Origin of the sequence: Bradyrhizobium sp. IC4059, from assembly GCF_020193615.1 — a bacterium.
GTDB lineage: Bacteria > Pseudomonadota > Alphaproteobacteria > Rhizobiales > Xanthobacteraceae > Bradyrhizobium > Bradyrhizobium yuanmingense.
On sequence record NZ_JADYVH010000004.1, the window covers coordinates 31,672 to 48,434 of the forward strand.

Annotated in this window: 18 protein-coding genes; 15 read left to right on the top strand and 3 right to left on the bottom strand. The window is 65.6% G+C overall.

Translation table 11 applies throughout. The annotated features are described in order from the left end of the window. Window position 1 precedes the first annotated feature (1 nt). The 10 genes from I6F12_RS13690 (at window position 2) to I6F12_RS13735 (ending at window position 10,262) form a co-directional block, all read left to right on the top strand. Window positions 2-907, top strand: coding sequence for an ABC transporter permease (locus I6F12_RS13690; protein WP_035997066.1), 906 nt, complete (start codon window positions 2-4; stop codon window positions 905-907). Between the two features lie 3 nt (window positions 908-910). Further along, window positions 911-1,972, top strand: a complete 1,062-nt coding sequence (locus tag I6F12_RS13695; RefSeq protein WP_036020902.1) for an ABC transporter ATP-binding protein — start codon at window positions 911-913, stop codon at window positions 1,970-1,972. Continuing rightward, entirely contained in the window at window positions 1,969-2,166 is a 198-nt protein-coding gene (locus I6F12_RS13700; RefSeq protein ID WP_225156606.1) for a hypothetical protein, read from the top strand. Before I6F12_RS13695 ends, I6F12_RS13700 begins: the two co-directional genes overlap by 4 nt. Continuing rightward, window positions 2,163-3,578 (top strand): amidase, encoded by a 1,416-nt coding sequence (locus tag I6F12_RS13705; RefSeq protein ID WP_225156608.1) that lies wholly within the window; start codon window positions 2,163-2,165, stop codon window positions 3,576-3,578. Before I6F12_RS13700 ends, I6F12_RS13705 begins: the two co-directional genes overlap by 4 nt. After that, window positions 3,575-4,552: an ABC transporter ATP-binding protein gene (locus tag I6F12_RS13710; protein ID WP_035997077.1), complete on the top strand. Its 978-nt coding sequence runs from the start codon at window positions 3,575-3,577 to the stop codon at window positions 4,550-4,552. Before I6F12_RS13705 ends, I6F12_RS13710 begins: the two co-directional genes overlap by 4 nt. A 102-nt stretch (window positions 4,553-4,654) precedes the next feature. After that, a complete protein-coding gene (locus tag I6F12_RS13715) occupies window positions 4,655-4,924 on the top strand; it encodes a GlsB/YeaQ/YmgE family stress response membrane protein (protein WP_109142276.1) in 270 nt (89 codons plus the stop codon). 254 nt (window positions 4,925-5,178) lie between these two features. After that, complete coding sequence (locus I6F12_RS13720; protein ID WP_225156610.1) at window positions 5,179-6,927, top strand: type I secretion system permease/ATPase; 1,749 nt, start codon at window positions 5,179-5,181, stop codon at window positions 6,925-6,927. Window positions 6,928-6,937: 10 nt separating this feature from the next. Further along, entirely contained in the window at window positions 6,938-8,269 is a 1,332-nt protein-coding gene (locus I6F12_RS13725; protein WP_225156612.1) for an HlyD family type I secretion periplasmic adaptor subunit, read from the top strand. 168 nt (window positions 8,270-8,437) lie between these two features. After that, window positions 8,438-9,907, top strand: a complete 1,470-nt coding sequence (locus I6F12_RS13730; protein ID WP_128266493.1) for an AMP nucleosidase — start codon at window positions 8,438-8,440, stop codon at window positions 9,905-9,907. 46 nt (window positions 9,908-9,953) lie between these two features. Then, the gene (locus I6F12_RS13735) at window positions 9,954-10,262 is read left to right on the top strand and encodes a DUF1488 family protein (RefSeq protein ID WP_225149371.1); all 309 of its coding nucleotides are present in this window, start codon (window positions 9,954-9,956) and stop codon (window positions 10,260-10,262) included. A gap of 16 nt (window positions 10,263-10,278) precedes the next feature. On the opposite strand, the gene I6F12_RS13740 is transcribed toward I6F12_RS13735, so the two are convergent. Then, the gene (locus I6F12_RS13740; protein WP_109142279.1) at window positions 10,279-10,761 is read right to left on the bottom strand and encodes a CinA family protein; all 483 of its coding nucleotides are present in this window, start codon (window positions 10,759-10,761) and stop codon (window positions 10,279-10,281) included. 145 nt (window positions 10,762-10,906) lie between these two features. Between I6F12_RS13740 and I6F12_RS13745 the strand changes: the two genes are divergently transcribed. Genes I6F12_RS13745 through I6F12_RS13755 form a run of 3 tightly spaced genes read left to right on the top strand, consistent with a single transcriptional unit; the run spans window position 10,907 to window position 13,568 of the window. Further along, window positions 10,907-11,965, top strand: a complete 1,059-nt coding sequence (locus I6F12_RS13745) for an amidohydrolase family protein (RefSeq protein WP_225129046.1) — start codon at window positions 10,907-10,909, stop codon at window positions 11,963-11,965. Window positions 11,966-11,990: 25 nt separating this feature from the next. Continuing rightward, window positions 11,991-13,103: an amidohydrolase family protein gene (locus tag I6F12_RS13750; RefSeq protein WP_225111516.1), complete on the top strand. Its 1,113-nt coding sequence runs from the start codon at window positions 11,991-11,993 to the stop codon at window positions 13,101-13,103. Between the two features lie 51 nt (window positions 13,104-13,154). Beyond that, on the top strand, window positions 13,155-13,568 hold the full coding sequence (locus tag I6F12_RS13755) for a Rieske (2Fe-2S) protein (RefSeq protein ID WP_225156614.1): 414 nt from the start codon (window positions 13,155-13,157) through the stop codon (window positions 13,566-13,568). A 215-nt stretch (window positions 13,569-13,783) separates the two neighbouring features. On the opposite strand, the gene I6F12_RS13760 is transcribed toward I6F12_RS13755, so the two are convergent. After that, entirely contained in the window at window positions 13,784-14,683 is a 900-nt protein-coding gene (locus I6F12_RS13760) for a transcriptional regulator GcvA (protein WP_225156616.1), read from the bottom strand. A gap of 110 nt (window positions 14,684-14,793) precedes the next feature. Here I6F12_RS13760 and I6F12_RS13765 point away from each other — a divergent pair, with 110 nt between their 5' ends. Together I6F12_RS13765 and I6F12_RS13770 are read left to right on the top strand one after the other, a co-directional pair. Next, window positions 14,794-14,997 (top strand): DUF1127 domain-containing protein, encoded by a 204-nt coding sequence (locus tag I6F12_RS13765; protein ID WP_035997119.1) that lies wholly within the window; start codon window positions 14,794-14,796, stop codon window positions 14,995-14,997. 69 nt (window positions 14,998-15,066) lie between these two features. Continuing rightward, window positions 15,067-15,690, top strand: a complete 624-nt coding sequence (locus I6F12_RS13770) for a GNAT family N-acetyltransferase (RefSeq protein WP_225156618.1) — start codon at window positions 15,067-15,069, stop codon at window positions 15,688-15,690. Window positions 15,691-15,871: 181 nt separating this feature from the next. Here the strand turns inward: I6F12_RS13770 and I6F12_RS13775 are convergent, their stop codons facing one another. Continuing rightward, window positions 15,872-16,702 (bottom strand): enoyl-CoA hydratase, encoded by an 831-nt coding sequence (locus tag I6F12_RS13775; protein WP_225156620.1) that lies wholly within the window; start codon window positions 16,700-16,702, stop codon window positions 15,872-15,874. Window positions 16,703-16,763 lie beyond the last annotated feature (61 nt).

Sequence of the window (16,763 nt, forward strand, 5' to 3'; positions counted from 1 at the left end):
GATGAGCGAGCTTCCGTTGTCCGCCACCGCCAGCGATGCCGCGCTGCAGGCCGCGCCCGCCACCAAGGCGCGTGGTTATTGGGCGACCGTCGGCCGCCGCATCATGCGCGACAAGGTCAGCATGGCCTGCGCTCTGGTGCTGCTGCTGATCTTCCTGTCCGCGATCCTCGCGCCGTGGCTCGGTCTCGAAGACCCCTACAAGGGTTCGATGATCCGCCGCCTCCGCCACATCGGCACCACAGGCTATCCGCTCGGCACCGACGAGCTCGGCCGCGACATGCTGGCCCGGCTGATCTATGGCGGGCGCCTGTCGCTGGTCATCGGCATCCTGCCCGTGATCCTGGCCTTCTGCATCGGTACCTCGCTCGGCATCATTGCCGGCTATGTCGGCGGCAAGCTCAACACCGCGATCATGCGCACGGTGGACGTGTTCTACGCCTTCCCGTCGGTGCTGCTGGCGATCGCGATCTCCGGCGCGCTCGGCGCCGGCATCCTCAACTCCATCGTGGCGCTGACCATCGTGTTCGTGCCGCAGATCACCCGCGTCGCCGAGAGCGTCACCACCGGCGTGCGCAACATGGACTTCGTCGAGGCCGCCCGTGCCTCCGGCGCGGGCGCCTTCACCATCATGCGCGTCCACATCCTCGGCAACGTGCTGGGCGCGATCTTCGTCTATGCCACCAGTCTGATCTCGGTCTCGATGATCCTGGCGGCCGGTCTGTCCTTCCTCGGCCTCGGCACCAAGCCGCCGGAGCCGGAATGGGGCCTGATGCTGAACACGCTGCGCACCGCGATCTACGTTAATCCCTGGGTCGCAGCCTTGCCGGGCGCGATGATCTTCGCGGTCTCGATCTGCTTCAATCTGCTCTCGGACGGCCTGCGTAGCGCCATGGACATCAGGAACTAGGCCATGAGCGAAACCAATACCTCCGTCGAAATGCTGGAGCCGGTCGAGGATCGCGGTGGGCTCGCGCAGCCGCTGCTGCAGGTCAACGGCCTGACCAAGCATTTCCCGGTGCGCGGCGGCCTGTTCGCCGCCAAGCGCACGGTGCGTGCCGTCGACAATGTCTCCTTCTCCGTCGCCAAGGGCGAGACGGTCGGCATCGTCGGCGAGTCCGGCTGCGGCAAGTCCACCACCGCGCGGCTCCTGATGCACCTGATGCCGCGCGATGACGGCGACATCATCTATGACGGCATGACCGTCGGCCAGTCGCTGAGCTTGCGCGAGCTGCGCCGCGGCATGCAGATGGTGTTCCAGGATTCCTACGCCTCGCTCAACCCGCGCCTGACGATCGAGGAATCCGTCGCCTTCGGTCCAAAGGTCCATGGCATGGCCGATGGCGCGGCGCGCAACCTGGCGCGAGAGCTGCTCGGCAAGGTCGGCCTGCGCCCGGAAAACTTCGCCAACCGCTATCCGCACGAGATCTCCGGTGGCCAGCGCCAGCGCGTCAACATCGCCCGGGCGCTGGCGCTGTCGCCGCGCCTGGTGATCCTGGACGAAGCCGTCTCGGCGCTCGACAAATCCGTCGAGGCGCAGGTGCTCAACCTGCTCGCCGATCTCAAGCGCGAATTCGGCCTGACCTATCTCTTCATCAGCCACGACCTCAACGTGGTGCGCTACATCTCGGACCGCGTGCTGGTGATGTATCTCGGCGAGGTCGTCGAGCTCGGCCCAGTCGACCAGGTCTGGGACAGCCCGGCGCATCCCTACACCCGGGCGCTGCTCGCCGCGATGCCGTCTTCGGACCCCGACAGGCGCACCGAGACGCCGCCGATCACGGGCGACCCGCCCAATCCGATCGATCCGCCGCCGGGCTGCCGTTTCCACACCCGTTGCCCGTTTGCGGAGCCGCTCTGCGCAAATGCGACACCAAAGCTCACTGCGCTGGATAATATGGGCCACGAGGCCGCGTGCTACATGGCGATACCGGGTTCAGGCCACAGCCGCGCCCCCAGGGGAGAAACCGCATGACGAGACCGACACCGAAAGAGATCAAGCCGACCGCGCATATCGCCGGCGTCCCCGTGGACGACGAGATCGCAACCCGCATCTCCAATGCCATCGGCCCCGCCTTCGAAGGCTTCGCCGCGATCGCCGGCACGCTGCCGTTCGATCTGGAGCCCGCAACTTACGTGCTCGCGCAGACGCAGAAGGTGTCCAAATGAGCCGTGAGCCCGCTCTGATGACGCTCACCGAGGTCGCGCGCGCGATCGCGATGAAGCAGGTGTCCTCGCACGAGGCGACGCGGGCGCTGCTGCAGCGCATCGCGCAGTGGCAGCCGCATCTCAACGCCTTCATGTCGATCGAGGCCGAGGCTGCATTGAAAGCGGCGGATGCCGCCGATGCCGAGCTCGCCAAGGGCAATGTCCGCGGTCCCCTGCATGGCGTGCCGCTCGCGCACAAGGACATGTATTACGATGCCGGCCACGTCGCGAGTTGCGGCTCGCTGATCCGCCGCGACTTCGTGCCGAACGTCACGTCCACCGCCTTGCAGCGGCTCAAGGACGCCGGCCAGGTCCGGCTCGGCACGCTGCATCTCGCCGAGTTCGCCTATGGCCCGACCGGGCACAACGCTCATTACGGTCCGGTGCGCAATCCCTGGAACGTCGCCCATATCACCGGCGGCTCCTCATCCGGCTCCGGCTCGGCGGTGGCCGCGCGCCTGACCTATGCGGCGCTTGGCTCCGACACCGGCGGCTCGATCCGCATGCCCGCGCATTTCTGTGGCGTCACGGGACTCAAGACCACGGTGGGCCGCGTCAGCCGCGCCGGCGCAATGCCGCTGTCGCAATCGCTCGACACCGTCGGCCCGCTGGCCCGCACCGCCGAGGATTGCGCGCTCTTGCTGGCGCTGATGGCCGGGCCCGATCCCGCCGATTCGACCTGCAGCCACGAGCCGCTCGCGGACTACGTCGCAGCCACCAAGGCTTCGCTGAGGGGTCTCAAGATCGGCGTGCCCGCCTCATTCTATGTCGATGATCTCGACAGCGAGGTCGCGCGCGTGCTGGACGAGACCATCGCGGTGCTCAAGCGCGAGGGCGCCGACATCGTCAAGGTCGAGCTGCCGGACCAGCGGCAATTGTCCTCGGCCAGCCAGCTCGTGCTCGCCGCGGAAGCTGCCGCCTTCCACAAGCGCTGGATGATCGAGCGTCCGCAGGACTATGGCCCGCAGGTCTTGATGCGGCTTCAGAACGGCCTCGCCGTTCCCGCCATCACCTATCTCGAAGCGATGCGTTGGCGCGGGTCGGCGCTCGCGGCCCACAATGCCGCGACGGCAGGCGTCGATGCGGTGATCGCGCCGGCGTCCCCGGTGCCGGCGCCGACGATCGAGGAGAGCGACGTCGGCGGCGGCCCGAACGCGCCGGCGCTGTTGCAGCGGCTGACGCTGTTCACCCGCCCGGTGAATTTCCTGGGCTTGCCGTCACTGACCATTCCTTCGGGCTTCACCACGACCGGCCTGCCGGTCGGCATGCAGCTGATCGGCCGCTCCTTCGACGAAGCCACCCTGCTGACCATTGGCGCCGCGTTCCAGCGCGTCACCGACTATCACGACCGATTGCCGAAGCTGCCGTCATGAGAAACCTCGTCGAGATCTCAGGCCTCAACATCCGCTTCACCGGCGAGCGCACGGTCTATGCCGTGAACGATCTCAGTCTCTCGCTCGGCAATAGCGAGGTGCTGGGCCTGCTCGGCGAATCCGGTTCGGGCAAGAGCGTGACGCTGCGTGCCTTGATGCGGCTGCTGCCGAAGAAGCGCACGCAGATTTCGGGGACGGTCAACGTCATGGGACAGGACGTGCTGGCCATGAACGACGAGCAGCTGTCGTCGTTCCGCGGCCAGACCGTCTCGATGATCTTCCAGGAGCCGGCGCTTGCGCTCGATCCGGTCTACACGATCGGCGCGCAGATCGCCGAAAGCGTGGTGCGCCACGAAGGCAAGAGCTTTGCAGAAGGGCGCGCACGGGCGCTGGAGATGCTCGAGGTCGTGCGCATTCCCTCGGCCAAGCGCCGGCTGGATGCCTATCCGCACGAAATGTCCGGCGGCATGCGCCAGCGCGCGATGATTGCGCTGGCGCTGGCCTGCCGGCCAAAAATCCTGCTGGCGGACGAACCGACGACGGCGCTCGATGCCACCGTGCAGATCCAGATTCTGCTCTTGCTGCGGGAGCTGCAGCGCGAGTTCGGCATGTCCGTCATCTTCGTCACCCACGACATCGGCGTCGCCATCGAGATCTGCGACCGCGTCGCGGTGATGTATGCGGGCCAGATCGTGGAGCAGGGCACCTTGCGCGACATCGTCCGCTCGCCGGTGCATCCCTATGCCAAGGGCCTGCTCGCCTCCACCATCCACGGCGCCAAGCGCGGACAGCGGCTGGAGACCATCCCCGGCACGCCGCCGTCGCTGGCCGAGAAGCCGCACAATTGCTCCTTCGCTCCCCGCTGCAAGCTCGCCGAGCCGCGCTGCCTGGAGCAATTGCCCGGGAATGTCGCGGTCGGGCCGGGTCGGGCCGCCAGATGCGTTCTGGCGGAGCCGGCCACCGTGCTGTCATAGTTCGGATGAGTTGAACCGGGCTGTGCGAGCCTTTCCAGCATTCACACCCCGTTCATTCCGGTTCCCGTTCCATGGCGCCTTTCACGGAGAGGGACCTCACGGATGTACATTTCCAACGAAGGCCTTCTCGTCATCCTGTTCGTCGGTCTCGTCGCCGGTTGGCTCGCCGGCAAGATCGTGCGGGGCGCCGGGTTCGGCCTTATCGGCGACATCGTGATCGGCATCTGCGGTGCGCTGGTGGCGAGCCTGCTGTTTCCAAAGCTCGGCATCCGCCTCGGCAGCGGCTTGATCTCCCAAATTGTCTATTCTGCCATCGGCGCGGTCATCCTGCTGCTGGTGGTACGCCTTGTGCGCGGCGGGGGCCGGCTCTAGCCTCTGCATTCGGCTGAGCGGAACTTGAGCCGCGCTTTTCGCGGAAGCGGCTGAAAGCCTGCAAGAAAAAGCCGCAAGCCTGTGGAATTCCGGACTTGCGCGGAAGGCTATCGGGGGTAGATGTGGCCCATGAGGCCTCGGATTAAATTCGACCGCGTCGGACGGCCGGAAAACAGATGTTAATCCAAGGCGAGTACTCCTTGAATCGCCTTTGAAATCAGGGCTTTGCCCGTTAGCCGAAAGAGATCAGACTGATGGCAGCCATCCCTGGCGTCCGCCGTTCGGAGCTCGGTGACGCCTTGCGCGCTTGTCGCACGGCCTTCATCGGCGTCGGCCTGATGAGCTGCATGATCAACCTGCTCTATCTGACCGGGTCGATCTTCATGCTGGAGGTCTATGACCGGGTGCTGCCGAGCCGCAGCATCCCCACCCTGGTCGGCCTGATCATCCTCGCCAGCTTCCTCTACATGGCGCAGGGCGTGCTGGACATGATCCGCAACCGCATCCTGGGGCGGATCGGCACCGCGCTCGACGAGGCCCTCAACAAGCGCGTGTTCGACACCATCGTGCGCCTGCCGCTGCTGGTCGGCAGCCGCAACGAGGGCCTGCAGCCGCTGCGCGATCTCGACAATGTCCGCTCCTTCCTCGGCAGCATGGGCCCCAGCGCATTCTTCGACCTGCCCTGGCTGCCGCTCTATCTCGCCATCTGCTTCGCCTTCCATGTCCTGATCGGCGTCACCGCGCTGGTCGGCGCCATCATCCTGGTCGGGCTGACGCTGGTCACCGAGTTCATGTCCCGCCAGCCGGCGAAGGAAGCGATGGGCCTCGCCGCCCAGCGCAACGATCTCGCCCAGGCCAGCCGCCGCAACGCCGAAGTGATGGTGTCGATGGGGATGGCCGGCCGGATGAACCAGCGCTGGAGCGAGGCCAACGAAAAATACCTCGCCGGCAATCAGCGGGCGAGCGACGTCGCCGGTGGTCTCGGCGCGGTCGCAAAGGTGCTGCGGATGATGCTGCAATCGGCCGTGCTCGCGGTCGGCGCCTATCTCGTCATCCACCAGGAGGCGACGGCCGGCATCATCATCGCCGGCTCGATCCTGTCCGCCCGCGCGCTCGCGCCGGTCGATCTCGCCATCGCGCATTGGAAATCCTTCGTCGCGGCGCGCCAGAGCTGGCAGCGTCTGACGCGCCTGTTGGAGCAGATGCCGGCGCAGGCGATGCCGACCCAGTTGCAGGCGCCGACCAGCCGGCTCTCGGTCGAAGCCGTCGCCATGGTGCCGCCCGGCGATCAGCGTCTCGTGGTGCAGGATGTCACCTTCGCGCTCGCCGCCGGCAACGGCCTTGGCGTGATCGGCCCGAGCGGTTCCGGCAAGTCGTCGCTGATCCGCGCGCTGGTCGGGGTCTGGCAGCCGGTGCGCGGCAAGGTGCGGCTCGACGGCGCGGCGCTCGATCAATGGACGAGCGACGCGCTCGGCCGCCATATCGGCTATCTGCCGCAGGACGTCGAATTGTTCGGCGGCACCATCGCGCAGAACATCAGCCGGTTCGATCCCGAGGCCACCTCCGAGGCGATCATCGCCGCGGCCAAGGAGGCCGGCGTGCACGAGATGATCATCAAGATGCGCGAGGGCTACAACACCCAAGTCGGCGAGCAGGGCGCCGCGCTTTCCGCAGGTCAGGCCCAGCGCGTGGCGCTGGCGCGCGCGCTCTACGGCAACCCCTTCCTGATCGTGCTCGACGAGCCCAATTCCAATCTCGACACCGAAGGCGACGAGGCGCTGACCCGCGCCGTCCGCTCGGCGCGCGAGCGCGGTGCCATCGTCGTCGTGGTGGCGCACCGCCCGATCGGCGTCGAGGCGGTCGACCAGATCCTGGTGCTGCGCGACGGTCGCATGCAGGCCTTTGGGCCGAAGGAGCAGGTGCTCGCCCAGGTGCTGCAGCCGCGCGTGACGCCGCCGGCGCCGATCAAGATCGTCAGCGAAGGCGGAGTGGCCAAACCATGAGCACGAAGCCATGAGCACGTTGGCCATCGGCGGCACCAAGGCGGCCGCGAAGACCGTCCGCGACTCCATCAGGTTCCACCTGATGCTCGGCCTTGTGATCGTGCTGGTCCTGGTCGTCGGCCTCGGCGGCTGGGCCTCGACCGTCCTGATCTCGGGCGCGCTGATTGCGCCGGGCCAGATCGTGGTCGAATCCAACGTCAAGAAGGTGCAGCATCCGACCGGCGGCGTGGTCGGCGAGGTGCGCGCCCGCGACGGCGACCTGGTCAAGTCCGGCGACATCGTGGTGCGGCTCGACGACACCGTCACCAAGGCCAATCTTGCCATCGTCACCAAGAACCTCGATGCGGCGCAGGTGCGTGCGGCGCGATTGCAGGCCGAGCAGCGTGGCCTCGACCGAATCGAGTTCCCGCAAAGCCTCATCGAGCGGGAGGGCGATCCCGACGTCAAGGCGCTGCTTGCGGCCGAGACCAAGCTGTTCGAGGTCCGCGTCAACGGCCGCACTGGACAGAAGGCGCAGCTGCGCGAGCGCATCACGCAGCTCAACGAGGAGATCGCCGGTCTCAGCGCCCAGGAAAAGGCCAAGGACCAGGAGATCGCGCTGGTGCTGAACGAGCTCACCGGCGTGCGCGAGCTCTACGAGAAGCGTCTGGTGCAGATCTCGCGCCTAACCCAGCTCGAGCGCGACTCGGCCCGCCTCAACGGCGAGCGCGCGCAGTACATCGCCGCACGCGCCCAGGCCAAGGGCAAGATCACCGAGACCGAGCTCCAGATCATCCAGATCGACAAGGACGTGGTCAGCGAGGTCTCCAAGGACCTGCGCGAAACCAACGACAAGATCGGCGAGCTGATCGAGCGCAAGGTCGCGGCCGAAGACCAGCTCCGCCGCGTCGACATCCGCGCGCCGCAGGACGGCATGGTGCTGCAATCGACAGTGCACACGATCGGCGGCGTCGTCACCGCCGGCGATACCTTGATGCTGATCGTGCCGCAGACCGACGATCTCCAGGTCGAGGCCAAGGTGAATCCGGTCGACATCGACAAGCTCCAGATCGGCCAGAAGACGCTGCTGCGCCTGTCCGCGTTCAACCAGCGCACCACGCCCGAGCTCAACGGTGTCGTCAGCCGCGTCTCGCCCGACGTCACCACCGACCAGCGCACCGGCCAAGGCTACTACACCATCCGCGTCTCGATGCCGCCGGAAGAGATCGCCAGGCTCGGCGACGTCAAGATGATCCCCGGCATGCCGGTGGAAGCCTTCGTCCAGACCGGCGACCGCACCATGCTGTCCTATCTGATGAAGCCGCTTCACGACCAGCTGATGCGCGCGTTCCGCGAGAAGTGATGCGCGACAGCGCGTCGTGGTCTCGTAGGGTGGGTTAGGCGAAGCCGTAACCCACCGCTTCTCTAACCGAGGATGCGGAAGTGGTGGGTTACGCTGCGCTAACCCACCCTACAACACCGCCTTCTTTGCTATAGTTCGACTCAGGCCCAATCACCCGGCGGTCGAACCATGCAGTCTCCTCCCTCCATCCCCACCGCATCCTTCTCCGACGCGTCCCTCGCCGTTGCCCGCCTCGAGGAAATCTACGAGCGCAACACGAAATTCCTGCGCGACCGGTTTGAAGCCTATGTCGGCGGCGAAGCGATCACGATGCGGGTTCGCGCCTACTATCCCTTCGTCCGTATCACCACTGCGACGCATGCGCGGCTGGATTCGCGCCTTGCTTACGGCTTCGTCGCCGGGCCCGGCGTGCATGAAACCAGCGTGACGCGGCCGGATCTGTTCCGCAGCTATCTCACCGAGCAGATCGGCCTCTTGATCCAGAACCACGGCGTGCCCGTCGAGATCGGCGAGTCCGCCGAGCCGATCCCGATCCACTTCGCCTATCGGCGCGACATCAATATCGAAGCCGCGATCACCACCAGCGAGAATTCGCCCGTGACACGCTCGCTGCGCGATGCGTTCGACGTGCCCGTTCTCGCGACCATGGACGATTCGATCGCCGACGGCACTTTCGAGCTCCAGCCGGGCGCGCCGGAGCCGCTGTCCCTGTTCCGCGCCGCCCGCGTCGATTACTCGTTGCGCCGGCTTTATCACTACACCGGCACCGATCCCGAATATTTCCAGAACTTCGTGATCTTCACCAACTACCAGTTCTATGTCGATGCCTTCGCGCAAGCGTGCCAGCAGCGGCTGCAGTCCGGCGAAGCCGGGCTCGAAGCTTTCGTCGCGCCCGGCAACGTGATCACGAACAGCGGCGGCGCGATCAGCGGCACCGCGCCAGCTCGCGCACCGCAGATGCCGGCCTTCCATCTGGTCGCACCTGGCTATCGCGGCATCACGTTGATCAACATCGGCACCGGTCCGTCCAATGCACGCAACGTCACCGACCACGTCGCGGTGCTGCGGCCGCATGCCTGGCTGATGCTCGGCCATTGCGCCGGCCTGCGCAACACGCAGCGGCTCGGCGATTACGTGCTCGCGCACGGCTATGTGCGCGAGGATCACGTGCTCGATCGCGAGCTGCCGCTGTGGGTGCCGATCCCGGCGCTGGCCGAGATGCAGGTCGCGCTCGAGGAGGCGGTCGAGGACGTCACCGGGCTCGAAGGCTTCGAGCTCAAGCGCCTGATGCGCACCGGCACGGTCGCGAGCGTCGACAACCGCAACTGGGAAATTTCCGGGCCTGAGGTGATCCGCCGGCTGTCGCAATCGCGCGCGGTCGCGCTCGACATGGAATCGGCCGCCATCGCCGCCAATGGCTACCGCTTCCGCGTTCCCTACGGCACGCTGCTGTGTGTCTCCGACAAGCCGCTGCATGGCGAGATCAAGCTCGCGGGCATGGCCAGCGAGTTCTACCGCCGCCGCGTCGGCCAGCACCTCGAGATCGGCCTGAAGGCGCTGGAGCGGCTCAAGCAGCAGGAATCGGAACGGCTGCATTCGCGCAAGCTCCGCAGCTTTGCCGAAGTGGCGTTCCAGTAGGGCCGAAGCCGCACTTTGCTGCTGACAAGCGGAGCGATTTTCAGCATTGTCCGACGCGGGGCTCGACCGGGACGACTTGATGCCGCTCATGCGCCACAAGATCATTGGCCATGATCTGGAACGGCTGGCCTTTCGCTTCACCATGTTGAACGACGGCGAGGTCGTGCAGTGCCAGATCAGCGACGCCGCGATGGACGAGCTCGCGGGCATGCAGGGCACCGAAAGCAGCGCACGTCAGGCGCAGTTCCTGTCGCTGCGCGAGACCATCGAGCGGATCGCGTCGGATCTCTACGACGAGGCACCGCGGTTTCAGGGCTATGTGGTGCGGATTTTCATGCGGCATTTAGGACGGTAGCTGTCGCTCCTCTTTCTCACCCCTCCAGCTTCCTCAGCAGCAACCGCAGCGCCGCCGCTGCGAACATCTGCATGTTGCCGAACCGGTCATTGCTCCCCGTCTCCAGCGTCATCACCTCCATGGCGGGCCCTGCAACCGCCATGCAGCTATGGCCCGCCGAATCGCCGTAGCGGTTGCCGGTGGGGCCGGCGGCGCCGGTCTCGGACAGGCCCCAGTCGCTGTCGAAGCGCGTTCGCATCTGCTCGGCCAGCAATTGCGCGTAGGGCTCCGACGACGACCGAAAGCCCTTCATTCCTTCGTCCGAAATATCCATCAGCACGCGCCTGGCATCGCGCGTATAGACCACCGCGCCGCCGAGGAAATAGGCGGATGCGCCGGGCACCGCGAGCAGGCTGGCCGCGATCAGACCGCCGGCGGAGGATTCGGCAACCGCAATGGTCTGTTTGCGCGCGATCAGTTTGGCGGCGACCTGTTCCGCAATGCCGACGAGCTCTTTCATGTCGTAACCCCTCATTCCTTCGCAACCGAGCTCAGCCTTCCTAGCATATGACAGGACGCTTGGCCGAGTTGCGGGCGGCGGGCAGGCCTGCTTGAATGGCGGGGACAAGAAGAGACATGCGAGGAAACGTGAGAAGGGAGACGTGATGGCGTCCCTGATCGCCGGCGGCATCGACTGCGACGTGCATCCGGCCGTGCCGCATCTGACCAGCCTGCTGCCGTACCTGAACGATTATTGGCGCGATCAGGTCACGACGCGCGGCATGGTCGACCTTATCTCGCAATCCTATCCGCAGAACTCGCCGATTACCGCGCGGCCGGACTGGCGCCCCGAGACCGGCAAGCCCGGTGAGAGTCTGGCGGACATGCAGCGTCACGTGCTCGATGCTTTCAAGCTCGAATACGCCATCTGCAATCCGCTCTACGGCGTGCAGATGGTGTTTTCGGAAGACATGCAGGCCGCCTTCTGCCGCGCGCTGAATGATTGGCTGGCGAAGGAATGGCTCGATCGCGACTCGCGGCTGCGCGGCTCGATCGTGATCCCCACGCAAAGCGTCGAGAAAGCGGTTGCCGAGATCGAGCGCTGTGCACCGGACAAGCGCTTCGTGCAGGTGCTGATGCTGGTGATGGGCGATACGCCGCTCGGCAAGCGCGCGCTGTGGCCGATCTACGAGGCCGCGGAACGTCTGGAACTCCCGGTAGGCATCCACGCCGGTTCCGCCTATCACAATCCGCCGACCGCCGTGGGTTGGGGGTCCTATCACATCGAGGATTATGTTGGGCAGGCCCAGGCGTTCCAGACCCAGCTCACCAGCCTGATCGTGGAGGGCGTGTTCGCCAAATATCCGCGGCTGAAAATGGTGATGCTGGAGTCCGGCGTGTCCTGGATCGCGCCCTATCTGTGGCGCCTGCACAAGTTCTGGCGCGGGGTACGGATGGAGACGCCGTGGGTCGATCGCGCGCCGCTGGAGATTGTGCGCAGCAACATCCGTTTCTCGTTACAGCCATTTGATGCGCCGCCGGAACCTCAGACATTAATTCGCCTGTTTGATCATATGCAGTCCGACGAATTGGTCCTATTCTCCACGGACTATCCGCACTGGCAGTTCGACGGCCAGGACGCGCTGCCCGAAGGTCTGTCCCCCGATCTCGTGCGCAAGATCATGATCGACAATCCGCATGCAACCTATCCCCGCCTGAAATGAGCCCGCTGCCAAAGGAGGCAAGGCGATGAATATCCAGTTCCGCGAGAACCAAGAAGCCGCTTCCCCACTGAACGTCAAAACCGCAATCGCGGACTGCGACATCCATCCGGCGCGCACGACCCACACCGAGCTCTACCCCTACCTCGCCAAACGCTGGCAGCATCACCTCGAAGTCTACGGCGTCCATGCCTATCAGGGCATGATGGAAGGCCCGCCCTATCCGAAGGCCCAGCCCAACGCCTCGCGCCGCGATGCCTATCCGCCGGAAGGCGGCCCGCAGGGCTCCTCGCTCGCCTTCATGCAGAAGCAATTGCTCGATCCCAACAACGTGCAGCTGGGCGTGCTCAATCCACTCAACACCGGGCAGGGCATCCGCAATCACGAGCTCTCAGCCGCTCTGTGCTCGGCGATCAACGATTGGCAGATCGACAAATGGACCAGCAAGGATAAGCGGTTGAAGGCCTCGATCGTGGTCGGCAATGAGGACGGGCTATCGGCCGCCGCCGAGATCCGCGAGCGCGCCGGGGACAAGAACTTCGTGCAGGTGCTGCTGCTCAGCCGCAATGTCGAGCCGCTCGGCCAGCGCCGCTATTGGCCGATCTATCAGGCTGCGGAAGAGGCCGGCCTTCCCGTCGGCGTCCACGCCTTCGGCTTCGGCGGCAATCCGATCACACCCTCAGGCTGGCCGTCCTATTACATCGAGGAGATGGTCGGGCATTCGCAGTGCCAGCAATCGGCGCTTGCGAGCCTGGTTTTGGAGGGCGTGTTCGAGCGCTTCCCGAAATTGAAGATGGTGATGATCGAGGCCGGCTTCGGCTGGGCGCCGTCACTGGCGTGGCGGCTGGACAAGGCCTGGCAGCGGCTCAGGAGCGAGGTGCCGCATGTAAAACGGCCGCCGTCGGAATATATCCGCGAGCAGGTGTGGTGGACGACGCAGCCGATGGAAGATCCTGAAAGGCGCGAGGATCTGTTCGATGTCATCAAATGGATCGGCTGGGATCGTCTCTTGTTCGCCACCGATTATCCGCATTGGGACTATGACGAGCCGTCGCGCGTGCTGCCGGCGGGAGTCAGCGAGGACAATCGCGAGGCGTTCTATCTCGGCAACGCAAAGAAGCTGTACGGGATAGCCGCATGATCCGAAAAAGTGTGAAGCGGTTTTTCGGTCAGATCATGCGGAAAACATAGCATGGCGCGGCATGTGATTGCCGCGGTCGACGAGCTTCCGCCCGGCACGCGAAAATGCCTCGAGATCGACGGGCGGCCGATCGCAGTCTTCAACATCAAGGGCGAATATTTCGGCCTGATGAACCGCTGCCCGCATCAGGGTGCGGCGCTGTGTGAGGGCCCGCTGATCGGTCTCGCACAGTCGAGCAATCCCGGCGAGATCGAATACACCAAGTTAGGTGAGATCATCCGCTGCCCCTGGCACGGCTGGGAGTTCGACATCCGCACCGGCCAATCCTATTGCGACCCCCGCCGTTTCCGCGTGAAGGCCTATCCCGCCCATGTCGAGCCGGGCGCCAGCGTGGTGAAGGGGCCGTATGTCGCCGAGACCATCCCGGTGAAAGTCGAGAGCGACTACGTGGTGGTCGAAATCTAAGCCGCACCGGCGGTGCGCTCCCTCGCCCCGTTCTTACGGGGAGAGGGTTGGGGTGAGGGGCCTCTCTCAACACGAGCGGTCGTCGAGATACCTGTACCCCCTCACCCGAATTCGATCTGCGATCGAATTCGACCTCTCCCCGCAAGCGGGGAGAGGTGAAGACAGGCGGTCAATGCCCCGCAACCGGCGCCGCAGCGCGCGAAGAGGAACCATTTTCACGCCTTATTCTGCGCCGCCGCGAGCACCCATTGCCGGAACGCAGCCAGCTTTGGCGCCTCACGACGGCCCTCCGGCGCGACCAGGTAGAAGCCGGCGTCCGCCGGCAGCGCGATCTTGAAGGGGACCACGAGCCGACCTTTGGCGATGTCGTCCTGCACGTAGGAGGTCCGTCCCATCGCGACGCCGATGCCGTCGATCGCCGCCTGGATGGTCATGAAGATCATGTCGAAGGTGATGCCGGGGTGCCTTGCGATATCGGCCGGCAGGCCCGCCGCGGTCAGCCACAGCCGCCAGTCGTCGCTGTTGGTGCTCGACGTGTGCAGCAGCGGATGGTTGCGCAGATCCTCGGGGCGGCGCAGCGGCTTGTCGCCGCGCAGCAGCGACGGGCTGCACACCGGAAACAGCTCGTCCGCCATCAGCCAGTCGGCGCGCAGGCCCGGCCATTGGCCGCGACCATAGCGGATCGCGGCATCGACATTGTCGCGCTGGAAGTCGACGAGGCTGGTCGAGGTGGTGATGCGCACATCGATGCCGGGGTGCTGCTCCTGGAAATCGGTCAGCCGCGGCAGCAGCCATTTGGCGGCGAGCGAGGCCAGCGTCGACACTGTCAGCACCTTGTCGTCGTCCTTGCGCAGGAGCCGGTCCGTGGCGAGGCGCAAATCGTTGAAGGCGGCGCGGACGCCCGGCAAATAGTCGCGCGCCTCCGGCGTCAGCGCCAGCGCGCGGTTCTGCCGGATGAACAGGCGGATGCCGAGCTCCTCCTCCAGCCTGCGGATCTGATGGCTGATCGCGGTCTGGGTCACGTTCAGCTCGCTGGCTGCGAGCGTGAAGCTGAGATGGCGCGCGGCGGCCTCGAACGCCCGCAATCCGTTCAGGGAGGGCAATCTGGCAGTCATTTGGCAGCGGGATGCATGACGTTATTTCATGCGAAAAGGTACAAATTGTCGTTTGTCGCGGCGCAGCAGAAGGCAGATATTAGCGGTCAACTTAGCTCCAGGAGCTGAAAATGTCTACATTGACCGACAATTCGATGACAAATCATCATGCACAGGGCGTCCTCTACCAGATCGGCGAGGTCCTCCACGTCTGGCACGAGCGCTACCGGACCCGGCGCGAGCTGACCCACTGGACCGCCCGCGATCTCCAGGACGTCGGGCTGTCCTGGTCCGACATTGCCTACGAGGCCGACAAACCCTTCTGGCGGGCCTGACAGGCCGCCAGGCCGGCGCCGCCTGAGCACAGGGGCGCCGGCGGTCCCCTTTTCCGCTGGGCATGTGTCATGAGCTCGCTTCGCCTCGAAGACCTCAAGCAATATTCGGACGTGCTGCGCACAAGGCACGGTGAGCGGCTCAATGTCCGCTTCGTCGAGCCGCGCGACACCGATGAGCTGCAGCACTATTTCCGCTCGCTCTCGACCCGCTCCCGCTACAACCGCTTCTTCGGCGCGGTCAGCGAATTGCCCAACGGCCTGCTGCACGATTTCCTAGAGGTCGGCGAGCGCGATCGCTTCACCATCGTGGCGACCATGGTGGTCGACGGCTTCGAGACCATCGTCGCCGAAGCGCGCTATGCCTTCCATGCCGAAACCGCGACGCTCGAGTTCGGCCTCTCGGTCGATGACCGCTGGCAGGGCCACGGCATCGCCACCGCGCTGATGAAGAACCTCGAATGCCGCGCCGCCGCGCTTGGCGCCGAGCACATGTTCGGCGACACGCTGCGCGCCAACGAGGCGATGGTCTCGCTCGCGCGCAAATCCGGCTTCACGTTCGTCAACCACCCTGATGACTGGAAGCTGGTGCGCTTCGACAAGGAGATCAGCGTCGAACCGAAAGACATTCCCTGCGCGAGCTGGCGCCTCGCCGCCCTTTCCCGTCAGGCCGACAGCCCCTCAGCCTCGGCCTGACATGACTGCAGCCCGGCCTGGCCAAGCCAGAGCCGGGCTTTTTTTTCGCTCTATCTCCCCTCGTCATTCCGGGGCGCGCGTAGCGCGAACCCGGAATCCATTTCACCGCGCGTTTTGCGGCCCAATGGATTCCGGGTTCGATGCTGCGCATCGCCCCGGAATGACGGCGCTTGTGTCGGAGCTACTTCCCCGTGAACACCGCCTTGCGCTTGTCGATGAAGGCCTGCACGGCCTCCTTGTGGTCGGCGGTCGTGGTGAGGCGGACCAGCCGCTCGGCTTCGTGGTCGCGCGCGGTTTCGAAGTCGAACAGCAGGGCCTCGTCGAGATTGTCCTTCATGTAGCGGAGCGCGAGGCGCGGGCCTTCGGCGAGCGATTTGGCCAGTGCGAAGGCCTCGGTCTGCAATTTGTCGTCGGGCACGACGCGGTTGACGAGGCCGATCGCCTCGGCGCGCGCGGCATCGACGCGCTCGCCGGTGAACATCAATTCGCGCGCCCGCGCGGTGCCGACGAGGCGGGTGAGCAGCCAGGCAATGCCGTAGTCGCCGGACAGCGCGATGCGGGCATAGCCGGTGGCAACGAAGGCGGATTGCGCGGCGATGCGGATGTCGCAGGCCATGGCGATGGCGAGCCCGGCGCCGACTGCGGGGCCGGGCAGCGCAGCGATCGTCGGCTTGCGCACAGACACCAGCGCGCCGGTGAGCAGCCGCTGCCGCTCCTGCAGGTCGGCGACCTTGTCGTCAAAGGACATGTCGAGCTTGGCCTTGTCGCGATGCGCACCCATGCCCTTGACGTTGCCGCCGGCGCAGAAAGCTTCGCCCGCGCCGGTCAGCAGCAGTGCGCCGACATCGGGATCCTCGCCGCAGCTCCGGATCATCGTGCGCAGCGCCGGCGTCAGCGCGTCCGACAGCGAATTGCGCGCCTCCGGCCGGTTCAGCGTGATCACAGCGACGCGGTCGCGGATCGTGCAGAGGAGCTCATTGGTGCCGGTATCGATGGTGGTTTCCGTGGTCATGGTTTCTCCCTTCCTTCGTCATTGCGAGCGAAGCGAAGCAATCCAGAATCTTTCGGCGGAG

What these genes read in the sequence shown, in the direction of transcription:
- I6F12_RS13715 (WP_109142276.1), top strand. Translation starts at nt 4,655, where the DNA reads ATGTACATTTCCAACGAAGGCCTTCTCGTCATCCTGTTCGTCGGTCTC.
- I6F12_RS13695 (WP_036020902.1), top strand. Translation starts at nt 911, where the DNA reads ATGAGCGAAACCAATACCTCCGTCGAAATGCTGGAGCCGGTCGAGGAT.
- I6F12_RS13755 (WP_225156614.1), top strand. Translation starts at nt 13,155, where the DNA reads ATGGCGCGGCATGTGATTGCCGCGGTCGACGAGCTTCCGCCCGGCACG.
- I6F12_RS13740 (WP_109142279.1), bottom strand. Translation starts at nt 10,761, where the DNA reads ATGAAAGAGCTCGTCGGCATTGCGGAACAGGTCGCCGCCAAACTGATC.
- I6F12_RS13760 (WP_225156616.1), bottom strand. Translation starts at nt 14,683, where the DNA reads ATGACTGCCAGATTGCCCTCCCTGAACGGATTGCGGGCGTTCGAGGCC.
- I6F12_RS13775 (WP_225156620.1), bottom strand. Translation starts at nt 16,702, where the DNA reads ATGACCACGGAAACCACCATCGATACCGGCACCAATGAGCTCCTCTGC.
- I6F12_RS13770 (WP_225156618.1), top strand. Translation starts at nt 15,067, where the DNA reads ATGAGCTCGCTTCGCCTCGAAGACCTCAAGCAATATTCGGACGTGCTG.
- I6F12_RS13705 (WP_225156608.1), top strand. Translation starts at nt 2,163, where the DNA reads ATGAGCCGTGAGCCCGCTCTGATGACGCTCACCGAGGTCGCGCGCGCG.
- I6F12_RS13710 (WP_035997077.1), top strand. Translation starts at nt 3,575, where the DNA reads ATGAGAAACCTCGTCGAGATCTCAGGCCTCAACATCCGCTTCACCGGC.
- I6F12_RS13720 (WP_225156610.1), top strand. Translation starts at nt 5,179, where the DNA reads ATGGCAGCCATCCCTGGCGTCCGCCGTTCGGAGCTCGGTGACGCCTTG.
- I6F12_RS13700 (WP_225156606.1), top strand. Translation starts at nt 1,969, where the DNA reads ATGACGAGACCGACACCGAAAGAGATCAAGCCGACCGCGCATATCGCC.
- I6F12_RS13745 (WP_225129046.1), top strand. Translation starts at nt 10,907, where the DNA reads ATGGCGTCCCTGATCGCCGGCGGCATCGACTGCGACGTGCATCCGGCC.
- I6F12_RS13765 (WP_035997119.1), top strand. Translation starts at nt 14,794, where the DNA reads ATGTCTACATTGACCGACAATTCGATGACAAATCATCATGCACAGGGC.
- I6F12_RS13725 (WP_225156612.1), top strand. Translation starts at nt 6,938, where the DNA reads ATGAGCACGTTGGCCATCGGCGGCACCAAGGCGGCCGCGAAGACCGTC.
- I6F12_RS13730 (WP_128266493.1), top strand. Translation starts at nt 8,438, where the DNA reads ATGCAGTCTCCTCCCTCCATCCCCACCGCATCCTTCTCCGACGCGTCC.
- I6F12_RS13690 (WP_035997066.1), top strand. Translation starts at nt 2, where the DNA reads ATGAGCGAGCTTCCGTTGTCCGCCACCGCCAGCGATGCCGCGCTGCAG.
- I6F12_RS13750 (WP_225111516.1), top strand. Translation starts at nt 11,991, where the DNA reads ATGAATATCCAGTTCCGCGAGAACCAAGAAGCCGCTTCCCCACTGAAC.